We start from the raw sequence: 12,154 nt of genomic DNA on the forward strand, positions 1-12,154 counted from the left end.
ATCCAAGGGGAACTCGTACCTGCTATCAATGGGGTAGTTAAGTCCAAGCGTATTGCTCGTGCATTTCCTGAGCTACGCAGTACCTTTGGTGGTCGTTCAACTGTTCCTGATATTACAGTGTTTCTCTGGAACCGAATTCCCCGTGATGAGAATGGGGAGGTCGCCAACACGTTTCCTGTTGCGCCAGATTGGACAATTGAAATCCTGTCTCCTGACCAAAGCCAAACGAAAGTAACAAAGAATATCCTTCACTGTCTACGATACGGAACCCAAATGGGTTGGTTAATCGATCCAGATGAACAAACCGTGTTTGTCTACCGTCCAAAGCAAGAACCTGAAGTGTTGGATGAGCCAGATAAAGTTGTTCCTGTACCATCGTTTTCAAGTGAGCTACAGCTTACAATCAAAGATTTGTTTGCTTGGCTATTGGAGTAAAACTTGAGTAGTTGCCAGCCAGCTAAGACTTCGTTGATGCGGACGGTACAGAGGCTATCGGTAGAAGTTCAAGATTATCCGCCGCCGCTGACCCGAACCGTTAGCCAGCCAAAGCCTTAGCAAACTGAGTCGTGCGCTTGCCCTGATTCCCGCCACTTCGCTGAGTAGCCGTTCTCGGCTAGATGTGTCAGGATCAAGTGTCATTAACGAATTCTGTCATGGTGGTACAAACTGGGGTTTCGACACTGCCCTTCCTGGGACCGGATGTGGCGGCAAGCTACGACAAGGCTCGCGTGGTGATTTTGCCGATTCCTTACGAAGCAACAACAACGTATCGGCGCGGCTGTGAGAACGGTCCCGATGCGATTCTGGACGCCTCTCAGCAAGTGGAATATTACGACGAAGAGCTAGACCGAGAAATGTGGGAAGTCGGCATCTACACGCACGACGCGATCGCCGACACGCGCGAGCGTAAAGTTTCCTCCGAAGACATGCTGAAATCAACGCAGGAAACCGTCTACAAATTGGCTGCAGACGGCAAGTTCGTCATTTCCCTCGGCGGCGAACACAGCATCACAACAGGCATTGTTGAGGCGTACCGACAGGCGAATCCGGATGAGTCGTTTACAGTCGTGCAGATTGACGCGCACGGCGACCTGCGGCACGAGTACGAAGGCTCAATCCACAACCATGCCTGCGTGATGCGCCGCATTGTCGATATGGGCTTACCTACTGTGCAAGTCGGCATTCGCAGCATTTGTAAGGAAGAAGCCGATCTGATCAAAGACAAGCAGTTGGCGGTGTTCCGGGCGCGAGAAATTGCGGTGCAACCCGACTGGATGGAGCGCGCGTGGGCAAGCATCCAAACCGAGAAGGTGTTTATCACGATCGATCTCGACGGCATCGACCCCACCTTAATTCCTGGCGTTGGCACTCCCGAACCCGGCGGCATGAACTGGTACTCGCTGCTGACCTTCTTGCGCCATATTATCGATCATTACACCGTCATCGGCTGCGACGTCATGGAACTTGCCCCGATCGCAGATTCCGTCGTCTCCGAGTTCACCGCCGCCAAATTAGTCTATAAACTGATTGGGTATCAGGCGATTGCAAACGGCTGGTAGTTGAGAGTTGTTGGTGGTCAGTTGTTAGTTTTGCGTGGGCGCACACGATTCACAGAAAACTAACGACTGACGATTAATAACTGATTACGTCACAGGATTCAGTCTCATGGAGCAAATGAGTACCTCAATTGGCAGTTACGCACCAGACTTCGAAATTCCCGGCGTCGATGGCAGCGTGCATCATCTAGCTCGCTACTTAGAGCAGTTTCGCGCAGTGGGTGTAGTGTTTATGTGCAATCACTGTCCCTACGTGCGGCTGTATCTCGATCGGCTGAAGCAGATTCAGGCAGAGTTCCAAGACCAAGGCATGACGCTGATCGGCATCAACTCAAACGATGCTGAGCAGTATCCCGACGATAGCTTCGACAACATGAAGCGCTTTGCGGCGGACCATCAATTGAACTTCCCTTACGTGCGCGATGTGACACAGGAAGTTGCGCAGAGCTTTGGAGCAGAAAAAACGCCGCATGTCTTTGTGCTGAATCAGCAGGGCGTCCTTTGCTACAGCGGCGCAGTAGACGACAATGCCAATGACACGAACGCCGTGAAGGTGCCATATCTAAGAGATGCGATCGCTCAGATCCTCAGCGGAGCCACCATTACACCCACCTCGACTGAGCCTGTCGGCTGCTCCGTTAAATGGCGACGGTAGCGGGTAACTCCCATGATTTCACGCCGTTTCAGCACTGGTCTCTTGATAGCCGCACATCTGGCGATGCTGCCCCCACTACCGACTTCGGCTCAATCGCCGCCGCCCGCTCCTCAACAGTCGTCTGCTCCGATTCCGCAGCAGTTACTAGGACGCTGGGAAGCCCGCTTGCCAATCCCTGCTCCCACCACCGCATCAAGAACCGTGACGCTGATCTTTGATTCTCAAGGTAATCTGTTTAGCCTGGAGAAGGAGCAGAAGGAGATTACTCGGTTTAAGTATCGAATTGAGGGATCACCGTCTCAAGTGCTGGCAAACTTTGGCTTTTTCATGCTGTTAGGTAACGTTGCAGATCAGCAGATGCTGTTAACGGTATTGATTCCGCCAACTACATCGGTCTCGCCTTCGCAAAATTTAGCAGCGATCGATCTTCGCCAATGGACACCGAGCGATTTGCTGATCCGGCTCCGCAAAATTTCGTCTGACACAACCCTTCCCCCTGGCGTTCCCGTTGTCGATCCCGATGACCAACTTCGGCTGCTGGCAGAGCGCGCGCGAGAATCTGAAGCACGGACATACATCGGTTCAATGAATCGAGTTCAACAAGCCTACTTCCTAGAGAAGAATCGCTTCGGCACTTTAGCAGAACTTCAACTTGGTCAAGCTGGACCTTCAGCAGAAACGAGGAACTATCGATTTCAAGTTCGGCTGTCAGGCGATCGACAATCGGCGCAGAACGTTGCGATCCCGACGCGAGATGGTTTAAAAAGCTACGTTGGCTTAGTGACGACCAGAAGCGAAAAAGGTGAAGTGATTACGATTACAGCGCTGTGCGCCAGTCAGCAGCCCACTCGTCAAGTTCCTGCGTTTTCTAAGCCGCGTCTGGTCAATAAACAGCTTCAATGTCCCACAGGCTATACCCGACTGAATTAGGCTAACGCGATCGCGTGCTGAGGCAGGCGATCGTCGCGGAGCTACGCAAACCTCGGAGGTTTCTTAAACCTTCGAGGTTTTAGTCAAAATGCGTCAACCCTGCTCATAATGAGGCATTAAGTTCGGATTGCAGCCCCATGACTCAGCAAGCTTTTGAGATAGAAGGATCAGAAGAAATTGTCACTGAGCTTGATATCAGCCATCTCGTCATCGAAGACGATACGCCTGTGGACAATTTTCAATCGGAGGTACAGCAGCGACTACTAGTAGAACCGCTTTACAGTTCTAAAGCGTTGCCAGTTCCGTTCCTTGCTGCTGCCAATGTGGGATTGTTCTACAAACTCAAGGGCGATCCGATCGTCCCCGATGCCATGCTTAGTCTGGGAGTTCAGCGACCCGACGACCTCTCCCAGAGGCGAAACCGCTCCTACTTTGTTTGGGAGTTTGGTAAAGCTCCAGACGTGTGTATCGAAATTGTCTCTAACGCTGAAGGCGATGAGTTGACCCTGAGCAAGAAATCGCAGCAGAAAGGCAAGACGGTTTCTAAGAAGGATATCTACACCCAAATTGGAGTTCCCTACTACGCTGTGTTTGACCCGCTCCGGCAGACTCAAGGCGAGCATGAGATGAACAAGGCACTGCTGCGGGTTTGGACGATCGCCTCCGGACGGTACGTAGAAGTCACGCCTGCAGAAGGAATCATTGAAGTGGGACAGCCTGTGTGGTTGGACACGATCGGGCTAGGGCTGACTCTGTGGGAGGGGCAGTTTGAAGAAGACGTCACAAGGCTATGGTTGCGCTGGTGCGATCGTCAGGGTCAGGTGATTCCCACGGGGGCAGAGGGACAAGAGGCAGAACGCCAGCGAGCAAACACCGAACATCAACGAGCAGAGGCAGAACGCCAACGAGCAGACCGACTAGCCGAACAACTCCGAGCAATGGGCGTCAATCTAGACGAGATTTAGCGGTGTCTCCGGGTGCAGTCAGGGACGATCGTCGCAGTGCAGTTTCTACTGCCTGCTGCTGGTCGCGGCGGGTAATCCACTGGTGGTAGGTGCGTGTGTGCACCGCAACCGAGTGCCCCATCATCCGGGCAGCAACGGTGTCCGGTAAGCCAAAGTGAATCGTGCGGACTGCCCAAGCGTGCCGCAAATCGTAAGGCGAGAACGGTAGCTCATAGCGGCGAAATTGCTTCGTGACGCCCTGCCCGACCCGTTGCAGGGTAGTTTTGCTCAGATCGGTTTGAACCTGCGGTAAGGCAACTTCTCGCAGGTTAAACTGCTCCACCCACTCTGGATAAAAGGGCCACACGTCATGCTCTCCGGTCTTGGTGGTGCTAAGAACGCGCACGGTTGCTTCATTCGCTTGCAGCAGCGCTGAGTAGTCACAGAAAAACACTTCATGGTTGCGCAGTCCATACGTTGCCATCACTGCATAGACAAAGCGCCACTCTGGATTGCGAATCTTCTCCCACGTTGCCACGATTAAGTCATCCGAAGGCAGCTCGCGGGACTGAGTGCGGCTGGTTCCATAGTTTCCCCAGAGCGATTTGAGCGGTTTGGGCAAGTCTAAATTCAAAAATTTGGCAAAGGCATCTAGCGCCGTGCAGCACACTTGCCGACTACGAGAGTTAGCCTGCGTCGATCGCACCGTCGCATAAATCGCCTCAGTCAAACTCAAATTCGGGTTGGCTTGGGCGAGCGCCTCCAGCTTCCGCAAATAAGGCGCATACGCAGCATTCCACGTCGTTTTGGCAGATGCCAGCTTGTGCCGCTCTGGGTCGCTGAAAAATTCGTCTTCAAATTCCTGAATCTGCTGGGACAGGTCCAGTTGGTCTAACCGCCCAAGTCCCGATCTATAGTTGCGCCAGTCAAAGCTGTTCTGAATTAACTGAGCCGCAATGATTTTGACTTCTTGTTCTGCCTGCTTGAGTCCGGCTGTCGTTGCAGGCAGCCCCAAGCTCAATCGCTGCTGGTGGGGTTTGAGACGATCGCTGTTCGGGCGCGGCGGCAGAACCCCTCGCAGATTTAGCCGTTGCCCTCGCCGCTCGATCTGGAACCCCATTCGGGCGGCTTTCAGCCGCTGGTTCAGTTGAACAATGCGATCGTCAATGGAGTTCGTAGCGGTCATGGCAAGCCAGCAGTCAGCCAGAAATCACTATTTAGAATAGCGGCTAACCGAGGCTTCGGGAATGCGCATCCTTCAACGGAGCACGCACAATTTATCCGAGCTACTTGAGAATTTGTTGCATCGATGCAGTTCGCCTAACCCCGGTGAACGGTTAGACGTTGGCTCAATCAATACCGCTCGATCGCCGTTGTACAAAACTGCTGTTAGATTGTCGCGCTCGCTCTGGACTTGAAGAATCCCTAACCTGGGGAGTGGTTCGCAAAGCAAGACTCAATGTTAAAATCAGTTACAAACCTGAGAGCATGGGAAATTAGCCGCTGTTATGGGTCGAGTAGGGGTTTTACTGCTGAATTTGGGTGGACCGGACCAGTTAGAGGATGTCCGTCCGTTTTTGTTCAACTTGTTTGCTGACCCGGAAATTATTCGACTGCCCTTCCCTTGGCTCCAGCGTCCCCTTGCCTGGATGATTTCCACGCTTCGGGCAAAGAAATCCCAAGAGAACTATCGACTGATTGGGGGTGGTTCTCCGCTGCGTCGTATCACAGAGGAGCAGGCACAGGCGCTTCAGGCACAGCTTCAGCAAAAGGGCGAGCCTGCTAGCGTTTATATTGGAATGCGCTATTGGCATCCGTTCACCGAAGAGGCGATCGTTCGTATTAAGCGCGATCACATCGATCGCTTGGTGATTCTGCCGCTGTACCCTCAATTCTCGATTAGCACGAGTGGGTCTAGCTTCCGACTGCTAGAGCAGCTTTGGGACGAAGATCCTGCCTTGGGTCGAATTGACTACACGGTGATTCCCTCCTGGTACGATCGTCCTGGCTATTTGCAAGCGATGGCCCAGTTAATCGCTCAAGAGCTTGACCAGTTCCCCAACCCCGAGCAGGTGCATGTCTTCTTTAGCGCTCACGGTGTTCCAGTTAGCTACGTTGAGGAAGCGGGTGACCCCTACCAGCGCGAGATTGAAGACTGCACCGCGCGAATTATGCAAACGCTTGATCGTTCCAATGCCTACACGCTTGCTTACCAGAGCCGCGTTGGTCCAGTCGAGTGGCTCCGGCCCTACACCGAAGACGCGCTGAAGCAGCTTGCCGATGAAGGCGTTAGAGATTTGGTGGTGGTGCCCATTAGCTTTGTTTCGGAGCACATCGAAACGCTGCAAGAAATTGATATGGAGTACCGGGAAGTCGCTGAGGAAGCTGGAATCGAGAATTTTCATCGCGTGCCAGCGCTGAATACGCATCCCCGGTTTATCGAAGAGCTGGCAGATATGGTGGTTGAAGCGACACACGCTCCCAGTCAGACGTTTGCTGAAGTCACGCGTCCGCCTGAGCAAACCAAGATGTATCCCCAGGAGCGTTGGGAATGGGGCATGACTACCTCGGCAGAAGTATGGAACGGTCGCTTGGCAATGCTGGGAATTCTGGCAGTGCTGATGGAACTGCTGCTGGGACACGGTCCACTGCACGCGATCGGGCTGCTGTAATTTAAGCGCTTAAATTTTTAGCGCCAAAACAGACTCCATGCTCACTGAGCCGTAGGACACTGGAGTTCATTGTTGACCAAGCGAGGAGCAGCTGGCGGAGTTTTTGACGGCTGGCGGGTTTCGCAGAGACGAGTGAGGGGACGATCGTCATTCTTCTCCCCTTTGACCACCACGATCGCGCTAGCGTAGCTTCGCAGCCCATCCTGTTTTGCAGTAGCAGTTGCCACCGCCTGGTTCAGTTGGGCGGAGGCAATGCGAAAGGCATAGTTCTCTGTTTCTGCTGCAAAATTGCTGCCGAGTTCCTCTAAGTTTGCAGCAAACCGCTTCTGTGCCTGAAAAAAGCTTGTCTGCCGCTGGTTTAGCTCGTTGAGGATGCGCTTGGCGTCCTCTTGCGCTGGGGACTCTGGAGCAGATGTAATGGGTGCATCACTGGCAATTAGTGGAATCCCGCCGCTGTCCGGTTTCGCGATCGTCGTCGGATTGGGGCCTCGTTTTGCCTGCTGCTGGGCACGAATCAGACTTTGTCGGTACTCCGGCAGTAGTTTTTGAGCGGCAGCACGATCACGACTGGCAGGAGGCACCGCTTTCAACAGCGCGATCGCCTCCTGCCAGTGGCTCAGCACGAGCGTCCAATCTTCACCGGTTTGGGCAGATTGAGCCAGCGTGCTGGCGCTGGCAGCGCGATCAGTGGCTTTCTGAAAGGGGTTGTCAGGGAAGGTGGGTGAAATGCTGGGGGACGGAAGCGACGTTAGCGATGGAGAGCTGACGAGCGGGGAAGCCGTGCGATCGGGCGATCGCACGGCGCCTCCGAACGGACGTTGCAGCGTATTACAAGCGCTGAGCAGAGCAACAACGGTGATGCAGCAAGACCATTTCGCAGCGTTTCGCATTCCCATTGTTCGCTTACACCTGATTTAACACCCAAGTCCGGAGAAGCTCATTCACCTGATCTGGGACTTCATCATGCGGGCAGTGTCCGGCACGTAAGTAGTACTCGGTTAGCTGAGGATGGTACTGGCGGAATTTTGCGCCCCGCTCTCTAGCGTTAATCCAGGGATCAGCCTCGCCCCACAGCATCAACAGCGGACGCGGCATCTGACTCAAAAGCACATCCACCTTTTCGCCTTGCGGAGTGCGAAACACTGAGGCGAAAACTTTGGGTGCGCCAGCGTCGCACGAGGGGCGGTAGACCTCTTCGATAAGCTGCTCTGTGACGGCGCTCTTGTCGAGATACACTTGCTCCAGCGTGCGACGAATCACTGATTTCTGCTGCACATACTTAAACAGCAGAAAGCTTGCCCAGTCTTGCTGAAACAGAACTTGCACAAACCTCCCCATGACCTCTCGGATTGGATCGGGCTTCGTCGTGCCTTGGATGTCCGTGAAGGGACCCGCGCTGTTGATTAGCACTAAGCCAGCCGCCGCATCGGGGCGCTGCGACGCAACGCACAGCGAGACGTAGCCGCCTAGAGAATTTCCAACTAGCACAGCGGGTCGTCCAATGACGTCAGAGATAAAGTCATGAAGCTGGTCGCGCCACAGGTCGCCACTGTATTGCCAGTCTGGTTTTGCCGATCGCCCAAATCCCAGCAGATCGATCGCCCAAACCTCAAAGTCTTGGCTTAGTCCGGCAAGATTTTTACGCCAGTGATCGGTGGAAGCTCCAAAACCGTGCACCAGCAGCAGCGGCGGGCGCTGGGACTGGCGATCGCCCGCTTTAACGTAGTAAATCGGCTGCTGTCGCCAGTGCCAGTACTGACCGGGAATCGCTGCCGTTTGAGTTGCTTGCATTGTCACTCTTGGATCAAATCACCATTAAAAAAGTAGATGAAGCGGTCACGCTGAATGGCTATTAGCCGTTAGCGATCGTTCCGTTATTCCAGTCCCGTTGCCTATCCAACTGTGCGACTTCTATGAGACCGCAACAGGTTCGAGCTGGCTTTCGGGCTGGGAGGGCAGGTCTACAGGTGCGCCATCTTGCACCAATGAGGGCAGCTTGCCGCCTTTTTGAACCAAGCTTGTGACCATCGCCAACATTGCATTGACTTTGCGGGTGCGCCAATGGTCAATCGCCGCCTCAGCCGCAATCGGAGACAGACGGCGCTCCAGCGCCTCGCGCAGGTAGGCAGCGTGTCCTGTTTCGTCTTTGGCGATGCTAAGCATCCCTTTCTTGAGGCTAGCGCTGCGGGAATCGTCCTCCGGAAGCGCATTTGCCATGCGAACAAAGTCCTTGCTGGCGTCGAGTTCCAGAATGTACGTGCTGGCGATAAACACAACCCAATCGAGATTCTCTGGCTGCAAGTCTTCGCGCGAGTAGCCCTCGAAATAGGCGCTGAAAAATGGGCTACGCTGACGATCGTCTGCTGGTTTCTCAGCAGTGGGTTTTGGTAGCGATTTGAAGTCAATCACCTTCTTGTCAAGCTGCTTGAGCGCCTGAGCAAAAATTTGTCCATGACGTCGCTCATCATTCGCGTGTCGAGCCAGTCGCTCTGCCAACCAGTCATCTCCTTCAGCCGCCGCACGATCGCGGAGCGCTTCCAAAAACGGAACTGAGCCAGATTCGGCTAACTGTAGCCCTGCCAGAGTGTTTGGACGAGTCAGGGGATCTCGGATGCTTCGAGCAGAGATAAATGCTACGGCACCGGAACCAACCAAATGCAGCACTTGAGTCAAAAAGTTCATAAACGTCTGGAGGAGCTTACAGATGACATCCTAGCGTTGTTTTCTAGGTCAGAGGGCAGCGTTGACGACCGTTTTCCTGAGCAGTCTGCCCCCGTCCAAGCAAGAGATTCTATACACTATTAGCGGAGCAGAGTCTTTGGAGGGGTTCGTCGGTGCGCCTGTTTACTACCGTTGCCGGATTGCGATGCTATTTAGAGTTACATCGATCCAGCCAACCTCGATCTCTGGACTCGTTGACGTACGAAGCATCGCCGATCGGTGCAGCTCCGGAGGTGGGGCTAGTACCAACCATGGGAGCGCTACACGCTGGACATCTAAGCTTGATTCAGCAGGCACGACGCGAAAACAAAATTGTCGTCGTTAGTTTGTTCGTGAATCCGCTCCAGTTCGGACCGAGCGAGGATTTTCAGCAGTACCCCCGCACACTAGAGCAGGACCGTCAGCGATGTGAAGAAGTGGGAGTGGATGTTCTGTTTGCTCCGTCTGCTGAGGAATTGGGCATTGCAGCCGCACCGTTAACGCAGGTTGTCCCACCGGAATTCATGACGTCCGTTTTGTGCGGTCGCTCTAGAGTTGGGCATTTTCGCGGTGTGGCAACGATCGTGACGAAGCTGCTCAATTTAGTACAGCCGAATCGCGCTTATTTTGGGCAAAAAGACGCGCAACAAATCGCGATTATTCGGCAATTGGTCAGCGACTTAAATTTGCCCGTACAAATTGTGGCGTGTTCGATCGTTCGAGAGCCGGATGGGCTTGCCTACAGCTCGCGCAACCAGTACCTGACAGCAGAGCAGCGGGAACAAGCAAGCGTCCTTTATCGTGGGTTACGGCGGGCAGAGAAGGCGTTTCAGGCAGGAGAGCGTGCCAGCCAAACGCTAATCCGTGCGGTTGAATCAGAACTGGCAGCGGTACCCGCGATCGCGCCTGAGTACGTTGAGCTGGTTCACCCAACAACGTTGACTCCCTTAAACGCCGTAGAGGACGAAGGGTTATTAGCGCTCGCTGCTCGCATTGGGATTACTCGACTGATTGACAACATTCTGCTGTGTCGCCGCAAGCCGATCGTGGCAATCGACGGACCAGCCGGAGCCGGAAAGTCTACCGTTGCCCGACAGCTTGCCCAAACGCTCGATTTGCTTTACTTGGACACTGGCGCAATGTATCGAGCGTTGACGTGGCTAGTTCTACGATCGGGCATCTCATTAGACGATGAGCCTGCCGTTGCAGAGTTGGTTAGTCAGTGTGACATTGCCTTAAGCGGCTACCCATCCTCAATCCAGGTGTCTGTCGATGGACAGGACGTGACTCAGGCAATTCGTAGCCCGGAAGTCACAGCCCGTGTGTCAACGATCGCGGCGCAGCCTGCGGTGCGGAATGAATTGGTCCGACAGCAGCGTCGCTACGGTCGCAACGGCGGCATTGTAATTGAGGGTCGAGACATTGGCACGCACGTCTTTCCTGATGCCGAGCTGAAACTGTACCTGACTGCTTCCGTGCAAGAGCGGGCACGACGACGACAGCAAGACTTGAAAGAGCAGGGCAGAGGCAAGATTAGCCTCGACGAGCTTGAGCAAACGATCTACGAGCGCGATCGCAAAGACAGCACTCGCGCTCTGGCTCCACTGCGCCGGGCAGCCGACGCGATCGAGATCCAAACGGATGGGCTAAGCATCGATCAAGTGATTGAGCACATTGCCAATCTCTACCGTGAGCGAGTGCAGGCGACGGTCAGCGCCAATTAATCGTTTTCATACCGCCGCCTGCCTGCACGTTCAAGCTTACTGAGGTGTGTCTCCGAGCGTATCCTTGAGGACCGTTCGTGCAGCGAGGTGGTTACGGGTTGAGGTCAAAATCTCAGCTTCTCGTTGCAGTCGGTTGATGGTATCTTGCATCTCCAACAGTGCCTGTTGCTCCTCAGGAACGCCGTAGAGGTTGCTAGCGATCCAGTAAGATAGCTCGATCGGCAAGTCAGGCATCGTGTCTGGAAGCTCAATTTCCTGTCCGGTCAACTTAGCAGAGAGGCGAACAACGTCTTGTAGCAGCTGCCCAACCTCTTGAGCCAGTGGAGCCGGATCGCTGACGGGTGGGTGGTCTTCAATCCACTCTACTAAGCCGACTCGGTAGGGCTTCTCGCGCACATATTCCAGAACGCGAAACCGCTGTTGCCCAACTGTCATAATCTTCATGCGCCCGTCTGGTAAGCGCTCGTAGTGAATAATTTCCGCACAGGAGCCAACGACAGCAGGTTGCCCTTGAACCTGATCCCACATCAAAACGCCGAAGCGACGATCGCTTTCCAGAATCGTGTTCATCATGATTCGGTAGCGATACTCAAAGATGTGCAGAGGAAGTGGTCTACCAGGAAACAAAACCACTTCTGGCAGCGGAAATAGAGGAAGTTCTCGAACCGCGATCGATGAAGAAGACGCCATTGGGGAATCCGTAAAGAACAAAGCTTCTTTCTACACTGTATCGCATTGAACTAAGGGAGTCATAGCCGTTAGAACGCTCGATCGCACCAGCTCTAAAGCTTAAACTTCACCAGAACACCATTGTGATCACTCATTCGTGGCTCACCTGCTCTTTTTCCTTCCCAAGCCGTGACAGAAGCAATAGATACAAGTTGCTCCGACAGACAAATGTGATCGACAGAAGCGCGAGAGTGAAGCATTCCACGTGCTCTCATGTCCATCTCGGTAACACATTTCAACGATA

At 53.9% G+C, this 12,154-nt stretch carries 13 protein-coding genes; 7 read left to right on the forward strand and 6 right to left on the reverse strand.

All coding sequences use genetic code 11. The features are described from left to right. The 5 genes from H6F43_RS14650 to H6F43_RS14670 form a co-directional block, all read left to right on the forward strand. Positions 1–435, forward strand: a 435-nt coding sequence (locus H6F43_RS14650; RefSeq protein WP_190343473.1) for a Uma2 family endonuclease, incomplete at its 5' end; no start/stop codon positions are given. Between the two features lie 218 nt (positions 436–653). Further along, positions 654–1,559: an agmatinase gene (speB, locus tag H6F43_RS14655; RefSeq protein ID WP_190343474.1), complete on the forward strand. Its 906-nt coding sequence runs from the start codon at positions 654–656 to the stop codon at positions 1,557–1,559. Positions 1,560–1,674: 115 nt separating this feature from the next. After that, positions 1,675–2,211 carry a thioredoxin family protein gene (locus tag H6F43_RS14660; protein ID WP_190343475.1) on the forward strand — a complete coding sequence of 179 codons (537 nt, stop codon included), beginning with the start codon at positions 1,675–1,677 and terminating at the stop codon, positions 2,209–2,211. 63 nt (positions 2,212–2,274) lie between these two features. Next, on the forward strand, positions 2,275–3,141 hold the full coding sequence (locus H6F43_RS14665) for a type IV pilin-like G/H family protein (protein ID WP_190343476.1): 867 nt from the start codon (positions 2,275–2,277) through the stop codon (positions 3,139–3,141). A gap of 137 nt (positions 3,142–3,278) precedes the next feature. Next, positions 3,279–4,106: a Uma2 family endonuclease gene (locus H6F43_RS14670; protein ID WP_190343477.1), complete on the forward strand. Its 828-nt coding sequence runs from the start codon at positions 3,279–3,281 to the stop codon at positions 4,104–4,106. Here the strand turns inward: H6F43_RS14670 and H6F43_RS14675 are convergent. Further along, a complete protein-coding gene (locus tag H6F43_RS14675) occupies positions 4,087–5,271 on the reverse strand; it encodes a site-specific integrase (protein WP_190343478.1) in 1,185 nt (394 codons plus the stop codon). The genes H6F43_RS14670 and H6F43_RS14675 overlap by 20 nt on opposite strands. A 322-nt stretch (positions 5,272–5,593) precedes the next feature. Between H6F43_RS14675 and hemH the strand changes: the two genes are divergently transcribed. After that, positions 5,594–6,757, forward strand: coding sequence for a ferrochelatase (gene hemH / locus H6F43_RS14680; RefSeq protein WP_190343479.1), 1,164 nt, complete (start codon positions 5,594–5,596; stop codon positions 6,755–6,757). Between the two features lie 41 nt (positions 6,758–6,798). Here the strand turns inward: hemH and H6F43_RS14685 are convergent, their stop codons facing one another. From H6F43_RS14685 to H6F43_RS14695, 3 genes are all read right to left on the reverse strand, one after another. Then, the gene (locus tag H6F43_RS14685; protein ID WP_190343480.1) at positions 6,799–7,653 is read right to left on the reverse strand and encodes a type IV pilin-like G/H family protein; all 855 of its coding nucleotides are present in this window, start codon (positions 7,651–7,653) and stop codon (positions 6,799–6,801) included. Positions 7,654–7,660: 7 nt separating this feature from the next. Beyond that, a complete protein-coding gene (locus H6F43_RS14690) occupies positions 7,661–8,548 on the reverse strand; it encodes an alpha/beta fold hydrolase (protein ID WP_190343481.1) in 888 nt (295 codons plus the stop codon). A 120-nt stretch (positions 8,549–8,668) separates the two neighbouring features. Then, complete coding sequence (locus H6F43_RS14695; RefSeq protein ID WP_190343482.1) at positions 8,669–9,439, reverse strand: ferritin-like domain-containing protein; 771 nt, start codon at positions 9,437–9,439, stop codon at positions 8,669–8,671. Between the two features lie 152 nt (positions 9,440–9,591). Here H6F43_RS14695 and H6F43_RS14700 point away from each other — a divergent pair, with 152 nt between their 5' ends. Beyond that, positions 9,592–11,181, forward strand: coding sequence for a bifunctional pantoate--beta-alanine ligase/(d)CMP kinase (locus H6F43_RS14700; protein WP_190343483.1), 1,590 nt, complete (start codon positions 9,592–9,594; stop codon positions 11,179–11,181). 36 nt (positions 11,182–11,217) lie between these two features. Here H6F43_RS14700 and H6F43_RS14705 read toward each other — a convergent pair whose 3' ends face one another. After that, positions 11,218–11,871, reverse strand: coding sequence for an LON peptidase substrate-binding domain-containing protein (locus H6F43_RS14705; protein ID WP_190343484.1), 654 nt, complete (start codon positions 11,869–11,871; stop codon positions 11,218–11,220). 92 nt (positions 11,872–11,963) lie between these two features. Continuing rightward, positions 11,964–12,154, reverse strand: a 191-nt coding sequence (locus tag H6F43_RS21990) for a hypothetical protein (protein WP_206754572.1), incomplete at its 5' end; no start/stop codon positions are given.

Origin of the sequence: Leptolyngbya sp. FACHB-36 (assembly GCF_014695955.1) — a bacterium.
Taxonomy (GTDB): domain Bacteria; phylum Cyanobacteriota; class Cyanobacteriia; order Leptolyngbyales; family Leptolyngbyaceae; genus FACHB-36.